Below are 16,543 nucleotides of genomic sequence, written 5' to 3' on the forward strand. Positions count from 1 at the left end.
AGGCCGTCGCGCTGTTTATTCGGGCGCCGTAAGCCGCTCCAGCAGTTCCACGGTGGGATAGCCGTCCGCCACGACGCCCATGCTGCGCTGATAGCCCCGCAGCCCTGCGCGGGTGGCGGGGCCCATCACGCCATCCGGGGTGCCGGCCGCAAACCCTTTGCGGTTGAGTGCCTCCTGCAGCTCCTGCAGTTGCTGCCGCGACAGGGGCGCGAGGTCGCGGGGCCATGCGGCAACCACCGGTCCGCCGCCGCCGATCTGGCGTGACAGCAGTGCCACGGCCAGCGCGTAGTTGACCGAATTGTTGTAGCGCAGGATGGCCCGGAAGTTGGCTCCCACCAAGAAGGCCGGGCCGCGTGCGCCTGCGGGGCTCACGATGAAAGCCCCGCTCAGGGTCGGCAGCGCTTGGCCGTCGGTGGCCTTCACGCCTTCTGCTTCCCATTGCGCCGTGGTTTGGCGCGTGCCCGGGTCTGCCCGGGCATGGTCAAACGAGGGCGGCAGTAGCACTTCGGCGCCCCAGGTTTCGTGGGCTTGCCAGCCAGACCGAGCCAGAAAGTGGGCTGTGGATGCCGCCACATCGGGGACACTGCCCCAGATGTCGCGGTGGCCGTCGCCATCGGCATCCACGGCGTAGGCCAGAAACACCGAGGGCAGGAACTGCGTGTGCCCCATGGCGCCCGCCCAGGAGCCGAGCATGCGGTCCGCTGCGATGTCGCCCTGGTCCACGATGCGCAGCGCGGCAAGCAGTTCGGTCTGCGCCCAGGTACGGCGGCGGCCTTCATAGGCCAGCGTGGACAGTGCGTCCACGGTGCGGAATGTCCCGAAGTTGCTGCCGTAGTTGCTCTCCATGCCCCAGATGGCGGTGACCACGGTGGTCGGCACGCCATAGCGGGCGGCCGCGGCCTCCAGCGTGGCGCTGTGCTCGGCCAGCTTGGCCTGCCCCTGGGCAATGCGCTGTGGCGAGACCGCGCTGTCAAGGTAGGTCCAGGGTGCGCGCGTGAATTCGGGCTGGGCCCGGTCAAGCTCCACCACGCGCGGTTGCCATTGCGCCCGACCCAGCACATCGCGCACCGTGCGAGGCTGGATACCTGCCTGCAAGGCCTGCGCCGAAAATGCGTCGCGCCATGCAGCAAAACCCGCAACATGGTCCACGCCCATGACTGGGCCGCCCGTGGATGCGGGCGCATCCAGGCTCGGTGCACCAGCCGTTGCAGGTGGCGCGGTGGGTGGCAAGGGTGCTTTTACCGCTTCCGGGCGAGGGGTGGGCGGTGGGGCTGAGGCGCAGCCCGCCAGGGCCAAAGCCGCCACCCACGCTACCAGCGGGAGCGAGAACGCCAGGGAAGGGGAGGGCCGTGGGACCGAGGAATCTTCTGGAGGGGTACGTTGCATGCGCCATTGTCCTGCGCGGCGGTGCCCGAGCCCTGCCGCAGGTGTATCACTGCGTGAAAGGGCTGCCAGGGTGGTAATGTGCATTTGCTATAAAATCAATAGCTGCTAGCGCTTTAACAGTATGCGCTAGGGGCCAAAAATGCCTGCGAATCAGGTTACAGTTCGATGTCTTCCTTGCCTTGCCCTTGTCCCGCCCCTGTTTGCCCACCGACCATGGCCTCCCATACCTTCCTCTGGCACGACTACGAAACCTTTGGTGCCAACACGCGCCGTGACCGGCCTGCGCAGTTCGCGGCCATCCGGACCGACGCTGAGCTCAATGAGATCGGCGAGCCGCTGATGTTCTATTGCCAGCCCGCCAACGACTACCTGCCTGATCCCGTCTCGTGCCTGATCACCGGCATCACGCCGCAGCTCTGCCTGGAGAGGGGGGTGCCCGAGCACCAGTTCGCTGCGCGCATCGAAGCTGAATTTGCCCAGCCTGGCACCATCGGTGTGGGCTACAACACCATCCGGTTCGATGACGAGATCACGCGCTTCATGTTCTGGCGCAATCTCATTGACCCCTATGCGCGCGAGTGGCAGAACCAGTGTGGGCGCTGGGACCTGCTGGACGTGGTGCGCATGACCTACGCGCTGCGGCCCGACGGCATCACCTGGCCCAAAAAAGAAGACGGCTCGCCCAGCTTCAAGCTGGAGCATCTGTCCAAAGCCAACGGCCTGCTGCACGAGGCGGCGCACGATGCGCTGTCGGATGTGCGCGCCACCATTGCGCTGGCACGGCTCATTCGCCAGCACAACACCAAACTGTTTGACTTTGCACTCAGCCTGCACAAGAAGGACCGTGTGGCGGCTGAACTGCGCCTGCCTGCCACCGCCATCACGGCACGACCGTTCCTGCATGTGTCCGGCATGTTCCCTGCCGAACGAGGTTGCCTGGCTGTCATGTGGCCGCTGGCCAGCCACCCCACGAACAAGAATGAACTCATCGCCTGGGACCTGGCCCATGACCCCGCACCCCTTGCCACCATGGGCCCCGACGAGATCCGCCTGCGCATGTTCAGCAAGGCCGATGCGTTGCCCGAGGGCGTGACACGTCTGCCGGTCAAGACCATCCACCTGAACAAGTCACCCATGGTGGTGGGCAATGTGAACACGCTCACGCCCGCGCTGGCGCAGCGCTGGGGCATCGACCTGGCGCAGGCCGCCCAGCACGCCGAGGTGGCGCACGCGTTGCCCGACATGAGTGGCATCTGGCCCGCCGTGTTTGCCCGCCCGCAAGAACCTGCACCGGATGTGGACCAGGATCTGTATGGCGGTTTTGTGGGCAACAACGACCGGCGTTTGCTGAACGACCTGCGCACCCTGGGCGGCGACAAGCTGGCCAAGGCCCGGGCGAATTTTGATGACCCGCGCCTCGCAGAGCTGCTCTGGCGCTACCGGGCGCGCAACTTTCCGCAAACGCTGTCGCCCGAAGATGCAGAGCGCTGGGAGGCGCACCGCGCAGCCTGCCTGTTCGATGGCGAGGGCGGGGCGCGCACGGTCGAGCAACTCTTCACCGAGATCGATGAAATGTCGGAAACTGCCGATGACCGCGCGCAGGACATCCTGGGCGCCTTGTACGATTACGCTGAGCACATCGCGCCGGAGCGCTGACCTCCCTGAGGCGCTGCGCGCCTTCCCCCCTGAGGGGGACGCACCCGGTGGCCTGGCGGAGCCAGTTCCACGGGTGCGCTGGTATTGGGACGCGCCAGTATTCATCGCCATGCCTTGCACGCAGACCAGTAAAAACAGCCGCAGATTTTTATGACGACACCGCAGAACCAACGTTTCACCACCCAGATCCTGCACGCAGACCGCCAGGGCGGCGCCGAGCATGGGGCCATCCACAAGCCGATCCATACGTCCGTCCAGTACGGCTACGACAAGGTCGAGGACCTGATCGCCGTGTTCCAGGGCACGGCCAAAGGCGGCTTCAACTATGCGCGGCAGGGCACGCCCACCACGGCGGCGCTGGAGGCCAAGATCACGCAGATGGAAAAAGGGCAGGGCACCATCGTGTTCGCCACCGGCATGGCGGGCATCTGCGCCATCTTTCTCACGCTGCTGAAGGCGGGCGACCATCTGGTGGCCAGCCAGTTCGTGTTTGGCAACACCAACAGCGTGTTCGGCACGCTGGCTGACCTGGGCGTTGAAGTGACCCTGGTGGACGTGACCGACGCCGCCAACGTGGCCGCTGCGGTGCGGCCCAACACCCGCATGGTGTTTGTCGAGACCATCGCCAACCCCGGCACGCAGATCCCCGACCTGGAAGGCGTGGGCACCGTCTGCCGTGAGCGCGGCGTGCTGTACGTGGTGGACAACACCGTGGCGTCGCCCTATCTGTTCCGTGCGTCCACGGTGGGCGCGGGGCTGGTGCTCAACTCGCTCACCAAGAGCATTGGCGGGCAGGGCGCGGCGCTGGGCGGCGCCGTAACAGACTCCGGTCTGTTCGACTGGAGCACGTACCCCAACATCTTTGCGCCCTACCGCAAGGGCGACGCCAAGGGCTGGGGCCTGCAGCAACTGCGCAAGAAGGGCCTGCGCGACATGGGTGGCACGCTGTCATCCCACGCCGCGCACCAGATCGCGCTGGGTGCTGAAACCCTGTCGCTGCGCATGGACCGCACCAGTGCCACGGCCCTGGCTCTGGCGCAGTTGCTGGAGCAGCACCCTGCAGTCTCCCGCGTGCTCTATCCCATGCTGCCCTCGCACCCCCAGCATGCCTTTGCCAAAAAGCACCTCAAGGCCGGTTCGTGGCTGCTGTCGTTCGAGCTGCGCGACCCCGACCAGTGCCTGCCCGTGTGCAACCGGCTGCAGCTGCCGATCAAGGCCACGGGCCTGGCAGACACGCGCACGCTCATCATCCCTGTGGCCCACACGATTTTCTGGGAAGCTGGCCCCGCCGTGCGAGCCACCATGGATATTGCCGACAGCATGATCCGTGTGTCCGTGGGCCTGGAAGACTCTGAAGACCTGCTCGCCGACTTTGAGCAGGCCCTTGCGGGGGGCTGACCCGCCAAAGACCTTCCCAGGAGCCCCACACATGGCCACAGCAACCTCGGCACCCCCAGCCAGCATTGGCAAGTACCGTATCGAGCGCGAACTGGGCCGGGGTGCCAGCGGCATCGTGTTCCTGGGGCTCGACGGCTTTCGGGGCCGCAAGGTGGCCATCAAGCAGACGCATGCCCACCTGCTGAAAGTACCCGAGCAGGCTGAGCGCTACCGCAAGCTGCTGCGCAACGAGGCCGCGCTTTCGGGCCGCCTGCGCCACCCCAACATCGTGCGCCTGCTCGATGCGGACGAGGAGGCGCTGCCACCCTACCTCGTGCTGGAGTACGTGGACGGACAGCCCCTGTCGGCCTATGCCACGCCCGATACATTGCTGCCCGTGCCGCAGGTGCTGGACATTGCCTTCAAGTGCTGCAACGCGCTGGAGTACGCCTGCCGCGAAGGCCTGGTGCACCGCGACATCAAGCCCGCCAACCTCATGCTGGCGCAGGATGGCGACATCAAGCTGACGGATTTTGGTGCGGCGCTGTCGCTGCGCAGCGATGCCACACAGCTGTCGGGCCTGGTGGGCTCGCCGTCGTACATGTCGCCCGAACAGGTGCGTGAACAGGACCTCACCCACCACAGCGACATGTTTTCTCTGGCCGTCGTGGTGTACGAGCTACTCACGGGCCGCCGCCCGTTTGACGGCGACACCGACTTTGCCACGCTCTACAAGATCAGCAACGAGGCACCCACGCCGCCGAGCCTGCTGCGTGCATCGCTGCCAGCCCATGTGGACGCCGTGCTGTTGCGCGCCCTGGCCAAGCAGCCCTCAGACCGTTTTGAGACCTGGGACGATTTTGCGCAGGCGCTGCTGACTGCACACCAGGGCCTGCCGCGCCAGCGGTCACAGGACACCGAGGCCGAGCGTTTTGCGCGCTTGCGTGCGCTGCCTTTTTTTGCCGACTTTCACGACGTGGCCCTGTGGGAGCTGATGCGCCTGGGCAACTGGCGCAGGCTTGGGGCGGGCACGGTGCTGATGCGCGAAAACACGCCGGGCGATTCGTTCTGCATCCTGATCGAGGGCCAGGTGGCCGTGAGCCGCCAGGGCTGGAACCTCAGCACGCTGGGCGTGGGCGTCACCCTGGGTGAAATGACCTACCTGCGCCCCGACAACAGGCTTCGCACCGCCACCGCCGTGGCCGAGACGGAGGTGCTGGTGCTCAAGGTCCGCAACCCGGCGCTGCGCGGGGCGTCTGAAGACCTGCAGTCGTGTTTTGACAAGGCGTTCATCAAGCTGCTGGTGGGGCGGCTGATTGCGACCAACGAACAGCTGGCAGAGTGGGAGCTGGTGGCTGCCCCTGCGGCGCCTGCATCGCCCTCGGCACCGCGGGGTTGAAACACCGGGTTTGCGCAGCCGTGCGGCGCGGCAAGGTTCTCAGTGCGCCACGGCTTCCAGCAGCAATTCGTCGATCGGGGCGGGGCGGCCCAGGGCGTATCCCTGGGCAAAGTGCACACCCAGGCCGGTCAGCAGGTCCACGATGGCCTGGCTTTCGGCAAACTCCGCCACGGTTTTCTTGCCCATCAGGCAGCCGATCTCGTGGATGGACTTCACCATGGCAAAGCTCACGGGGTCGTCGGCCATGTTCTTCACAAACTGGCCGTCGATCTTGAGCGTGTCCACCGCCAGCTCGCGCAGGTAGGCGTACGACGACAGTCCGCTGCCAAAGTCGTCGAGCGCGAACTGGCAGCCCCGCGCGCGCAGGGCCTGGAAGAAGCGGTTAGCCGCTGCCAGGTCGCCCATGGCAGCGGTTTCGGTGATCTCGAAACACAGGCGGTCGCAGCGCACCGGGGTCTGGTCCATGGCCTGCAGCACCTGGCTCAAAAAAGCGGCATCGCCCACGGACTGGCCTGACAGGTTGATGCAGCACAGCTCCACGCGATCCTGGTGCTCTGCCATCCAGGCCAGGGCGTTCTTGATGACCCATCGGTCCACCCGGGCCGCCAGGTGGTAGCGCTCCACGGCGGGCATGAATTCGCCCGGCGAGACCAGTTGGCCGTCGGCGGTGCGCATGCGCAGCAGGATCTCGCAATGCAGGCCATGGGGCTGGCTGCCATGTGCCGGGCCCAGGCGGGTGATGGGCTGGCCAAACAGCTCAAACCGGTCGTGCTGCAGCGCATGCTCTATGCGGCTGACCCATTCCATGACGCCATAGCGCTGCGCCAGGGCAGGGTCGTTCTCGGCATAGACATGGATGCGGTTGCGGCCCCCATCCTTGGCCACGTAGCACGCGCTGTCTGCCGCCTGCAGCAAGGCGCCCACGCTTTCGGTGGCGGCGTCGAGCATCACCGCCCCAATGCTGACACTCACGCTGAACACATGGTCGCGCCAACAAAAACGGAAAGCGGCCAGGCCCTGCTGCATGCGCTCGGCCAACTGCAGGGCCTGCTGCAGATCCTGTTGCCACAGCAGGATGCCGAACTCGTCGCCCCCCAATCGGCACAGCAGGTCCTGGGGCTGCAGGTGGGCCAGGAACAGGCGCGCCACCTGCCGCAGCAGCTCGTCGCCTGCGGCATGGCCGCAGGTGTCGTTGATCACCTTGAAGTTGTCGAGATCGAGGTAGCACACGCAGTGGTGGGCCGTGGCGTCGCGCGTGGCGGCGAAGGCCTGGGCCAGCAGGTGTTCGAATGCACGGCGGTTGCCCAGGCTCGTGAGCGTGTCGTGCATGGCCTGGAACTCCATTTCACGGCTCAGCCGGCTGGCTTCGGTCACATCGCGAAACACCAGCACCACGCCATCGGCATGCCCGCCCGGGCGCAGCAGCGGCGAGGCCGACAGGTCCATCAGCAGGGGCGCACCCGCCTGGGGCGTGGACCGCAGCTTGCCATGCAACTGGGTGCTACCTTGTGCGAGCGCGCGGCCCACCAGGTCGAGCGCAGTGTCAGCGCCGGCTTCGATGGCCAAGCCCAGGACCTCCTGGTGCCTGCGCCCGCAGGCTGCGGCCAGCGACCACCCCGTCAGCGCCTGGGCGGCGGGGTTGAGGTACTGCACCAGCCCTGCAGCGTCGGTGGTGACCACGGCGTCGCTGATCGAGTGCAGGGTGACCTGCAGGCGTTCCTTCTCCTGCAGCAGAGCCTCTTCGGCTTCGCGCTGCGCGGTCATGAAGCGCACCCGGTCCAGTGCCACGGCCAGATGCCCGGCGGTGGCCTGCATCAGCGCAATCTGCCAGGGCTTGGGGGGGCGCACGCCTTCCTCGTCGCCATAGGTGCCCATGCCCAGTGCGCCCAGGCGCTGGTTGGCCATGATCAGCGGCACATTGACGATGGTGCGGTTGTGCAGCACGGCGACAACGGCCTTGTTGGTGCGTGGGTCGGTGCGGGCGTCTTCCACCACCACGACGTGCGTGGCCTGCATGATTTCCTCGAGCAGCGCATCTCCCTTCACGGGGATCTTCATGGTCTGCAACTGGCGGCTCAGGGCGCTCTCCTCGCCGCCGCTGGTGTGGGTCAGGAAGTCCAGCATCCCCGAAGCGTCATCGATCAGTGCCAGCCAGACATGGCGGTAGTCAAAAACGCTTTCCCCCATGGGTTTCACGGCGTCGAGCACATCGGACAGGGTCCAGGCGCGTTCCAGGCGTTTGCACAGCTGGAGCAGGGCGTCTGAGTGCCTGCGCTCTTGCGGGTCGTGTGGCGCCATCGGATCGGGGGGCAATGTCATGGGATGGAACGAAGGGCGCTTTCCGGGAACTTGTGGGAGCCACAAGGGGAGGCAGGACCGGGGCACCATCGTGAAGCCGCCGGTATGCCGATGTTGCCGAGCATAGGTACCAGACCTGCAACCCGCATGGTGGAAACCACCAATGGGCGCTGTGTTGCCTCAGGAAGGGGCCAGTGGTTTCGCCGGGGTGACGGACTGTGGGCTGGGCGACACAGGCAAAAGCGGGGTGGTGGTTTTAAATGAGAATTGTTATCATTTGATTGCCTGAGTACGCTACCTTCGTTCACCGCAAAAGGCTCTACCGGAGCCCGTCATGCACCCTTTCCCTCCCTCCAGCTCTACCGACGACGTGCCTGGGTCGCGGGCGCTGGTATCCCGGCGCCAAGGGATTCCCCATCTTCAGGGTCGGCAGTGGGTGGGGCTGGCCATCGTGCTTGCGGGGCTGGTGGTTGCCACCGCGCAAGTGTGGCAGTGGATAGCGGGACAACCCCTGGTTTTTGCCGCACTGCTGGGTGGCATAGCGGCTGCGCTGGCCACGGCCCTCGGTACGCTGCCGGTGCTGCTGTCGCAGCGGCTGCCTGAGCGCACGCAGGATGCGCTGTTTGGCTTTGGTGCGGGCGTCATGCTGGCCGCGTGTGCGTTCTCCCTGATCATTCCAGGCATCGCCGCCGCGCGGGCTGCCGGAGCGGGGCCCTGGGCTGCGGGTGGCGCCGTGGGCGCCTCCATTTTGCTCGGGGCGCTGGTGCTGCTGCTGATGGAGCGTTGGCTGCCGCACGAGCATTTCATCAAAGGCGTGGAAGGTGGACACACCGCGCGCACCTTGCGGCGGACATGGCTTTTTGTGTTTGCGATCGGCCTGCACAACCTGCCGGAAGGGCTCGCCATTGGTGTGGCTTATGCGGGCGGCGACAACTTGCGCGCCAGTGCCCTCGCCACGGGCATTGCCATTCAGGATGTGCCGGAAGGCCTGGTGGTGGCGGTGGCTCTGCTGGCGGCGGGTTACCGGCGGGCCTTGGCCGTGGGGCTGGGCATGGCGTCGGGCCTGGTCGAGCCCGTGGGCGCGGTGCTGGGTGCGGCCGTGGTTGGCTACAGCGCGAGCCTGTTGCCCTGGGGACTGGGTTTTGCGGCGGGCGCCATGTTGTTCGTGATCAGCCACGAGATCATTCCCGAATCCCACCGCAAAGGACATGAGGCCTGGGCCACAGGCGGCCTCATGCTGGGCTTTGTGATCATGATGCTGCTGGATACGGCGCTGGGATGATCCCTGCGGGCTGGAAATACAATTGCTATATTAATAATAGCTATGAATTTTTACTGGACAGGCGATAGTGCCTTTTTCAATAATATTCTCTCTGCGTTCTATCCGAAGAACTGGTAACACACTGCAATGGCCGCCACCACACCGGCCAGTTCGGCCAGCAGGGCGCAACTGACGGTGTGCCGTGTGCGCTGGATGCCCACCGCGCCGAAGTACACCGCCAGCACGTAGAAGGTGGTTTCGGTGCTGCCCTGGATGGTGGCCGCTGCCAGCGCGGCGAAGCTGTCCACCCCCTGGGTCTGCATGGTCTCGATGAGCATGGCGCGCGCGGCGCTGCCGGAAAACGGTTTGACCAGCGCGGTGGGCAACGCATCGACGAACCGGGTGTCCGCGCCCAGCATCTGCACGCACCAGCGGATGCCGTCCAACACATAACCCAGCGCCCCCGATGCGCGAAACACTCCCACTGCACACAGCATGGCCACCAGGTAAGGCAGCAGGCCCTTGGCCACATCGAAGCCTTCGCGCGCGCCTTCGATGAACGCTTCGTACACGGCCACCTTGCGCCACGCGCCGATGGCCACAAACAGCACGATCAGCGCAAACAGCGTGAGGTTGCCCAGCAAGGACGACAACTGGGCCAGCGCGGTGGCGCTCAAGGTGGTCAGCAGCGCCATGAAGCCGCCCAGCACCAGGGCCACAGGCAGCAGATAGGCCAGCACCACGGGGCTCCACAAAGGCAGGCGCTGCACCACCGCCACGCTGAGCAGCCCCACCAGCGTGGAAGCCGATGTGGCCAGCAGGATCGGCAGGAACACCAGGGTAGGGTCGGGTGCGCCCTGCTGCATGCGGTACATGAAGATCGTCACCGGCAGCAGCGTGAGCGAGGAGGCGTTGAGCACCAGGAACAGGATCTGCGCGTTGGTGGCGGTGTCGGGCTCTGGGTTCAGCTCCTGCAGGGCTTTCATCGCCTTCAAGCCCATGGGGGTGGCTGCGTTGTCCAGTCCCAGGGCGTTGGCCGCAAAGTTCAGCGTCATGAGGCCCAGGGCCGGGTGGCCGCTGGGAACCCCGGGCATCAGCCGCCGAAACAGCGGCGCCAGCCAGCGCGCCAGTGCGTCCACGATGCCCGCCTTCTCGGCAATGCGCAAGAAACCCAGCCAGAGCGTGAGCGTGCCAAACAACAGCACCATCACCTCGACCGACAGCTTGGCCATGGCAAACAGCGCCTCGACCATGGCGGCAAAGATCTGCGCATTGCCGCCCACCAGCCATTGCGCCAGGGCTGCCACGGCAGCGGTCAGGAAAAAGCCCAGCCACAAGGTGTTGAGCATCAGTGATCCTGAAGGATGGAGGAGCGGAGTGCATGCATGGTGGCGAGGTTACCCGCCCCCAGGTCTGGCGCTGGCTTGAACGTGGCGGCAGGGCAACGGCTCGGTCAGTGGTACCCTATAGGGTTCGGTTCAAACCTGTGCAAAGGCCTTTTTCGGGGCTTTCGGTGCCTGGATGGGCCTCCCCATATACCTATCGACAGGCGCCCTGGCGCGCCACAACTCCAAGAAAGACATCACCATGGGCGCGCAGTGGAAAGCAAAAGGCAAGGCACAGGTGGCGGATGCCAAGGGCAAGCTGTTTGGCAAGCTGGTCAAGGAAATCACCGTGGCCGCACGCGGCGGCGCTGACCCGGCCGGCAACTCCCGCCTGCGCCTGGTGGTGGAGCAGGCCCGCAAGGCCTCGATGCCCAAGGACACGCTGGAGCGCGCCATCAAGAAGGGCTCCGGCACGGGCGCTGACGCCGTCAACTACGAACGTGTGATCTACGAAGGCTTTGCGCCCCACCAGGTCGCCGTGATGGTCGAATGCCTGACCGACAACGTCAACCGCACGGCACCCGAAATGCGCGTGCTGTTCCGCAAGGGGCAACTGGGCACATCCGGCTCGGTGGCCTGGGACTTCAACCATGTCGGCATGATCGAGGCCGAACCCGCCACACCCGGCGCAGACCCCGAGCTGGCCGCCATCGAGGCAGGTGCACAAGACTTTGAAGCGGGCGACGAAGAAGGCACCACCACCTTCTGGACCGACCCCACCGACCTTGACTTGGTGAGCCGTGCGCTGCCCGCCCATGGTTTCAATGTGCTGTCGGTCAAGCTGGGCTACAAGCCCAAGAACCCCGTGAACCCCGCCAACCTGACGGCCGAACAGCTCGAAGAGGTGGAGAACTTCCTGGCTGCCATCGATTCCAACGACGACGTGCAGAACGTTTTTGTGAGCCTGGGCGGCTGATGGCGGTGATTTGCTGGTTCCGCGCGCAGTGCCGGTTCCGCCCCGTCCCCGCTCCATCCAATCTTCCATGACCGCAGACCACTACGCCGCCCTTGGGCTGGCGGCCAACGCATCGCTGGCCGACATCAAGAAGGCCTTCCGGCAGAAGGCGTCGTTCTATCACCCGGACCGCAACGACGCCCCAGACGCCGCGCAGCGCTTCCAGGCCGTGCAGAAGGCCTACGAGGTTTTGTCGGACGACACCGCCCGGCAGGCCTACGACGACAACCGCCGCCGCAACCTGCTGGACGACCCGCTGCAGACCGCCCAAGAGATCTGGCAAGCCTATTCCACGCGCATTTTGACGCCCACTCCGTGAAACTTTCCCCTTACTTTTATGACCTGCGCTCCGCCTACCAGGCCGAGCTGGATGACCTGCTGTCCGACTCCGAAGGCAAGGACGTCTTGCGCAAGCGGTTGGCAGAAAAGCGCAACGAGATTGCCTTTCTGGTGCAGATGATGGAGCCGGCGCCCGAGATGGTGGCGGTGGTCTTTCATCGCGGCTTTCGGTTCTCCAAACCTGCCGCGGTGGAACACCTGCTGGGTTTGCCGGTGGACGAATTGCCCGACTGGCACAGCCTCACGCATGCCATCACGCTGGAGCCCTGGGCCACCAGCCTGGCGCAGACCGTGCTGCGCGAACCGCAGGGCGCCCGCTTCATGGCCGTGGCTGCCGGGCTGGAATACCTGCAGCAGCACGCCCGTCTGGCGCCCCAGGCGGCCTCGCATGCCGATGGCGATGGTGACGGCGATGCGGAGGACGGTGAAGACGCCGCAGAGCATGATGACGACTACGACGCGCTGAGCGCCGATGACGCCGCGGATCCGAAGAACAGCCGCAGCCGCGAAGAGGCCAGTTCCAACTGGCTGTCGGACGTGGGCTTTGACCGGAAGGACTAGCCCCAGGGGATGATGCCCCCCTGTGTCGCTTCGCGCCTTCCCCCCAGGGGGACGCCGCCAGCGCGGCGGGGCGGCCCTTGCGCGGCGACCGCTGGCTTGGGGCGCGCCAGCTCCATAGGCCAGCGCGGCGCGCTTGGCGCAACGGACCAATGAAAAGGAATTTCGCATGAGCAACAACACCCATCTCGCACTCATCACCAAAACCACCAGCCTCATCGCGGCGGGCGACATCGTGGGCGCTGAATCGGCGCTGGCCGAACTGGCCGATACCGATGGTGATGGCGCGCTCATGGTGGTGCTGGACCAGCTGGCGCCCAAGGACATCCTGGCCGTGATGCGCGAGTACGACGACTCCAAGGCTTCGGTGGTCAACCTGCTGGTCACGCCGGAACAATTTGCCCGGGCCATGGTGCTGGAGAAGCAATACAAGGACCTCACGCACACCCACCTGCGCAACATGGTCAACGCCGTCATCTTTCGCGACGACGCCGACCCGGTGGAGTTCCTCACTGCCATCGGCAACCTGGAAGGCGGCGCCGAGGCACTGGCCAACTACTTTGCCGAAAAGTGGAGCCGCATCGAAGCCTTTGCCCGCACCGGAACATTTGACGCAGTCGAAGACTACGGCGTGACGCTGACCGACGACGAACTGCTGGCCTCTGGCTATGTGCAGCCCCGCATCGACCTGGACGAGGTCGCCGACCGCGACTGGATGCAGATGGCCTGGCTGCTGCGCTACGAGTGCCGCGACCTGTTCATCGAAACGCTGCTGGTGCTGCGCGCCAAGGCCCGCGCCTTTGACCTGGGCCTGGAAGAGGGTGATGAGCCCGCCGAGGAAGACGATGGCAAGTTCGAGACCAGTGAAACCGATCGCGGCAAGGCCACGCCGGCAGCCCGCACCTCTGACGAAGAATCCGCGATTTAGATGACAACCCCCTGTGGCGCTTCGCGCCTCGGTGCCACCGCCAGAGGCTGCGGCTCTTCGGGCACGTCCAAGCCTGCGCATGCAGGCTTGGAGCCGCGGCCCTCAGCCCCTTCTCTCAAATTGCTGCGCAATTCGGGAAGGGGGGCTCCGCCAGCGCGGCGTGGCGGCCCTTGCGCGGCGGTTCTGGCCTGGAGCGTGCCAGTTTCAAGGCCCACGAGCACTGCGAAGCGCGATAGATACTGATATGACTGTGCCCAACACGCCTTCTTCAACGACTGACGAGATTGCAGCCGCCAACGCGCTTCAGCTCCACGACGCCCGCCCGTTCTTTGAAAAGGCGCTGGCGTATGGTGTTCAGCATGGCGTGCTGGGTGCCGAGAAACTAGCGGCCATCAACACCGACGCGCCCAAGGGCATGGTGCAGATTGCGCGCTACTTTGGCAGCGAGTTTCTGCGCCCCGAGCTGGAGAAGGCGCGCGACCGCATGGTCAACCTCATCAGCCTGTACCTGCTGGACACGACCGGGGGCGACCTGCACGATGCCGCCATCTCGCTGCGCGACCATTCGCTGCTGTCGCGCTCCAAGGGCGGCTCGGACATGCTCAAGCGCCTCATTGCCATGCCCGAGAGCAGCAACTTTGGCATGGCCGGCTATGCCGATGCCGAAACCCCGCTGCTGGCCGTGTGGTCGCTGCGCAGCCATGCCGACTACCGGGCCGAGCTGGCACGCCGCACGCAAATGGCCCAGGCCATCCATGCGGCACAGTGGCTGGCCGAGCAGTTTGATCTGGACCCCGACGAGCTGGAGGCTGCGGGCGCCGACGCAGAAGCCGTCGTCCGCGCCGGCCTGCTCATGATGGCCCTGGCGCCCAAGGCCATGGACCTCGGCGAATGGCCCAACGCCGCCACATTTGAAAAAGTGCTGCTGGCACAGCGCAAGAAGAAGCTGGCGCCCCCCGCACAACTGCGCCTGCCCCCCGGCTTGCCTGCCGAACTGCGCGAGGTGGTGCAAGCGCATTGCGCCGGTGTGCTGACCGACCTGCCCAAGCTGCTCGACGTGGCCACACCCGTGCGCACTCTGCTGCGCCCCACCGGCGCCTTCCGCGCGCGCTACTTTTTGCTGGACGACCCCTTGGCCGAGGTGGACAACTTCCACCGCAGCCTGGATGCGCTGGAAGAGGGTGGAGAACCCCCGCTGCCCGCCAGCAAGACCTGGACGAAAACGGTGCAGGGCAATGACGACGAGCATTCGCTGCTCACGCTGTTCCTGTGCCTGGCTGCGGGCGTGCCCAAGAAAACCCTGCTGACCGAAAAGACCGCCGCCAGCCTGGTGCGCAAGGCGCGCAAGTCCGGCCTGCAGCCCGCACTGGCCACCGAATTCATCCGCACCCACGCGCCCGGCGTGCACCAGCAGGACTACACCGCGCTGTGGAACAGCTTTGTGCAGGACGCGGAAAAGACCTTGCTCAGCGACATGGACTACCAGATGCACGATGCCCTGGCGCTGCTGCGCCGGGAGTGCAATGTGGTGGGGTAGCCGCCACTGGGGACGCGGCGCATGGTGATTACAGCGTTGCGCGCCCGTTGCCGGGGGCGGGTTTCTGGCCCTTGTCTGCCGTCGATGCCGCTGGATTGCTGCACCGGTCTGCTCCATTTGCGGCATTTGCGCCAGGCGGCAGCTTTACACAGGTCAAGCAGCCTCGCCGGGCAGGACCGTGCCTTGCGGCGGCCCGGTTAACATTCCAGCCGCCCGTCAGCCCGTCCTTCCAGTGCACAGCCCCACACTCATCCTCCTCGCAGCGCTTCTGACCGCGCTGGTCACCACGGTGCTGTATGCCGTGTGGTCGTTCAACAAGAACATCCCCGGCCTGCGCCTGTGGGTGCTGTCATTCCTGCTGGGGTCTGTGTTCAGCGTCAGCCTGCTGGTGCGGGACTGGGTTCCCCAGGTGGTGGCGGTGGTGATCTCGCAGAGCTCGGTGTCGCTGGCCGCCTACCTGTGCCTGATGGCGAGCCGCATGTACATGGGGCGTCGGCCGTTTTCGCACATCTATGCCGTTGTGGGCATCGGGGTGGTAGTGGCCTCGTCGGTGTATTTCACCGTGGTACAGCCCCACCTGGGCATGCGGTTTGTGTTTGCGGGCCTGGGCGCGGGCGTCTGCTTCTTGCTCACGGCACACACCCTGGCCGACGGTGGTGCGCGCCGCGTGCCCGCGCGCTACCTGTTTGCAATGGTCGTGGGCCTGCACGGGCTGTTCTTGCTGCTGCGGCCCGTCTTGTTCAAGCTGGGCGCGGTGGCGCCCGGGGGCCTGCCGGATGCCTCGCTCGCGTCGCGGGTCTCGCAGTTTGTGGTGCTGGAGTCCATTGTGGCGGTGGTGCTGCTGGGCTTTGGCGCGCTGATCCTGGCCAACGAGTTCATCACCAGCGAGCTGCGGCACCTGGCCGAGGTGGATCCGTTGACCAACGTGTTCAACCGCCGTGCGTTTCTCACGCTGCTGGACAAGGCCATCAGTGCTGCCCAGCGCACCAAGACGGATGTGCCCGTGCTGGTGATGGACCTCGACCACTTCAAGAACATCAACGACACCTGGGGCCACGGGGCGGGTGACGATGTGCTGCGCCATTTTGTGATGCTGGCCCACCGCTGCCTGCGCAAGGAAGATGTGATGGGGCGCCTGGGGGGCGAGGAGTTCGCCATCTTCCTGCCCAATGCGAGCGCTGGCGGCGCCCTGGCAGTGGCCGAACGCCTGCGCGCGCTGGTCGAAACCCAGCCTGCGGTCACTGGCCAGCGGCCCATCCCCCTGACCGTGAGCGTGGGCGTCACGCTGTGCGCCCATGCCGACTCGGCCGGTGCTGCGCTGAAGAGGGCCGACGAGGCCATGTACCTGGCCAAGGAACGTGGCCGCAATCGGGTGGAGGTGTCGGAACAGCCTGGCGGTGCCCCGGCAGCCCCGGTGGCGACCGCTGCCTGAACCGCCCCATGCACCGGGTGCGGTGCGGCGGC

13 protein-coding genes are annotated in these 16,543 nt (G+C 65.8%); 10 read left to right on the forward strand and 3 right to left on the reverse strand.

All coding sequences use genetic code 11. The features are described 5' to 3' along the window. Positions 1-15: 15 nt before the first annotated feature. Positions 16-1,386 carry a lytic murein transglycosylase gene (locus tag ASE39_RS08735; protein ID WP_057270894.1) on the reverse strand — a complete coding sequence of 457 codons (1,371 nt, stop codon included), beginning with the start codon at positions 1,384-1,386 and terminating at the stop codon, positions 16-18. 213 nt (positions 1,387-1,599) lie between these two features. Between ASE39_RS08735 and sbcB the strand changes: the two genes are divergently transcribed. The 3 genes from sbcB (at position 1,600) to ASE39_RS08750 (ending at position 5,818) form a co-directional block, all read left to right on the forward strand. Continuing rightward, entirely contained in the window at positions 1,600-3,042 is a 1,443-nt protein-coding gene (gene sbcB / locus ASE39_RS08740; RefSeq protein ID WP_057270881.1) for an exodeoxyribonuclease I, read from the forward strand. A 150-nt stretch (positions 3,043-3,192) separates the two neighbouring features. Continuing rightward, a complete protein-coding gene (locus tag ASE39_RS08745; protein WP_057270882.1) occupies positions 3,193-4,440 on the forward strand; it encodes a cystathionine gamma-synthase family protein in 1,248 nt (415 codons plus the stop codon). Between the two features lie 31 nt (positions 4,441-4,471). Then, complete coding sequence (locus ASE39_RS08750; RefSeq protein WP_057270883.1) at positions 4,472-5,818, forward strand: protein kinase; 1,347 nt, start codon at positions 4,472-4,474, stop codon at positions 5,816-5,818. A gap of 39 nt (positions 5,819-5,857) precedes the next feature. On the opposite strand, the gene ASE39_RS08755 is transcribed toward ASE39_RS08750, so the two are convergent. Next, a complete protein-coding gene (locus tag ASE39_RS08755; protein WP_242421389.1) occupies positions 5,858-8,137 on the reverse strand; it encodes an EAL domain-containing protein in 2,280 nt (759 codons plus the stop codon). A gap of 388 nt (positions 8,138-8,525) precedes the next feature. Between ASE39_RS08755 and ASE39_RS08760 the strand changes: the two genes are divergently transcribed. Continuing rightward, a complete protein-coding gene (locus tag ASE39_RS08760) occupies positions 8,526-9,398 on the forward strand; it encodes a ZIP family metal transporter (RefSeq protein ID WP_198928086.1) in 873 nt (290 codons plus the stop codon). Positions 9,399-9,496: 98 nt separating this feature from the next. Here ASE39_RS08760 and ASE39_RS08765 read toward each other — a convergent pair whose 3' ends face one another. After that, entirely contained in the window at positions 9,497-10,726 is a 1,230-nt protein-coding gene (locus ASE39_RS08765) for a spore maturation protein (RefSeq protein WP_010458695.1), read from the reverse strand. A gap of 238 nt (positions 10,727-10,964) precedes the next feature. On the opposite strand from ASE39_RS08765, the gene ASE39_RS08770 reads away from it, so the two are divergent. The 6 genes from ASE39_RS08770 to ASE39_RS08795 all read left to right on the forward strand — a co-directional run bounded on the left by ASE39_RS08770 (position 10,965) and on the right by ASE39_RS08795 (position 16,511). Beyond that, on the forward strand, positions 10,965-11,678 hold the full coding sequence (locus ASE39_RS08770; protein ID WP_010458696.1) for a YebC/PmpR family DNA-binding transcriptional regulator: 714 nt from the start codon (positions 10,965-10,967) through the stop codon (positions 11,676-11,678). A 67-nt stretch (positions 11,679-11,745) separates the two neighbouring features. Then, positions 11,746-12,036, forward strand: coding sequence for a J domain-containing protein (locus tag ASE39_RS08775; RefSeq protein ID WP_057270884.1), 291 nt, complete (start codon positions 11,746-11,748; stop codon positions 12,034-12,036). Next, positions 12,033-12,617 (forward strand): hypothetical protein, encoded by a 585-nt coding sequence (locus tag ASE39_RS08780; RefSeq protein WP_010458700.1) that lies wholly within the window; start codon positions 12,033-12,035, stop codon positions 12,615-12,617. The genes ASE39_RS08775 and ASE39_RS08780 overlap by 4 nt, the downstream gene beginning before the upstream one ends. 166 nt (positions 12,618-12,783) lie before the next feature. Then, positions 12,784-13,542, forward strand: coding sequence for a hypothetical protein (locus ASE39_RS08785; protein ID WP_010458701.1), 759 nt, complete (start codon positions 12,784-12,786; stop codon positions 13,540-13,542). 244 nt (positions 13,543-13,786) lie between these two features. Next, a complete protein-coding gene (locus ASE39_RS08790; protein WP_057270885.1) occupies positions 13,787-15,079 on the forward strand; it encodes a hypothetical protein in 1,293 nt (430 codons plus the stop codon). A 232-nt stretch (positions 15,080-15,311) separates the two neighbouring features. Next, the gene (locus ASE39_RS08795) at positions 15,312-16,511 is read left to right on the forward strand and encodes a GGDEF domain-containing protein (protein WP_057270886.1); all 1,200 of its coding nucleotides are present in this window, start codon (positions 15,312-15,314) and stop codon (positions 16,509-16,511) included. The last annotated feature ends 32 nt before the right edge of the window (positions 16,512-16,543 follow it).

The organism is Acidovorax sp. Root267 (assembly GCF_001429215.1).
In the GTDB taxonomy this organism is placed as follows: domain Bacteria; phylum Pseudomonadota; class Gammaproteobacteria; order Burkholderiales; family Burkholderiaceae_C; genus Acidovorax; species Acidovorax radicis.

Coding starts and splice junctions, on each gene's coding strand:
- ASE39_RS08735 (WP_057270894.1), bottom strand. CDS start 1,386: ATGCAACGTACCCCTCCAGAAGATTCCTCGGTCCCACGGCCCTCCCCT.
- sbcB (WP_057270881.1), top strand. CDS start 1,600: ATGGCCTCCCATACCTTCCTCTGGCACGACTACGAAACCTTTGGTGCC.
- ASE39_RS08745 (WP_057270882.1), top strand. CDS start 3,193: ATGACGACACCGCAGAACCAACGTTTCACCACCCAGATCCTGCACGCA.
- ASE39_RS08750 (WP_057270883.1), top strand. CDS start 4,472: ATGGCCACAGCAACCTCGGCACCCCCAGCCAGCATTGGCAAGTACCGT.
- ASE39_RS08755 (WP_242421389.1), bottom strand. CDS start 8,137: ATGACATTGCCCCCCGATCCGATGGCGCCACACGACCCGCAAGAGCGC.
- ASE39_RS08765 (WP_010458695.1), bottom strand. CDS start 10,726: ATGCTCAACACCTTGTGGCTGGGCTTTTTCCTGACCGCTGCCGTGGCA.
- ASE39_RS08770 (WP_010458696.1), top strand. CDS start 10,965: ATGGGCGCGCAGTGGAAAGCAAAAGGCAAGGCACAGGTGGCGGATGCC.
- ASE39_RS08775 (WP_057270884.1), top strand. CDS start 11,746: ATGACCGCAGACCACTACGCCGCCCTTGGGCTGGCGGCCAACGCATCG.
- ASE39_RS08785 (WP_010458701.1), top strand. CDS start 12,784: ATGAGCAACAACACCCATCTCGCACTCATCACCAAAACCACCAGCCTC.
- ASE39_RS08790 (WP_057270885.1), top strand. CDS start 13,787: ATGACTGTGCCCAACACGCCTTCTTCAACGACTGACGAGATTGCAGCC.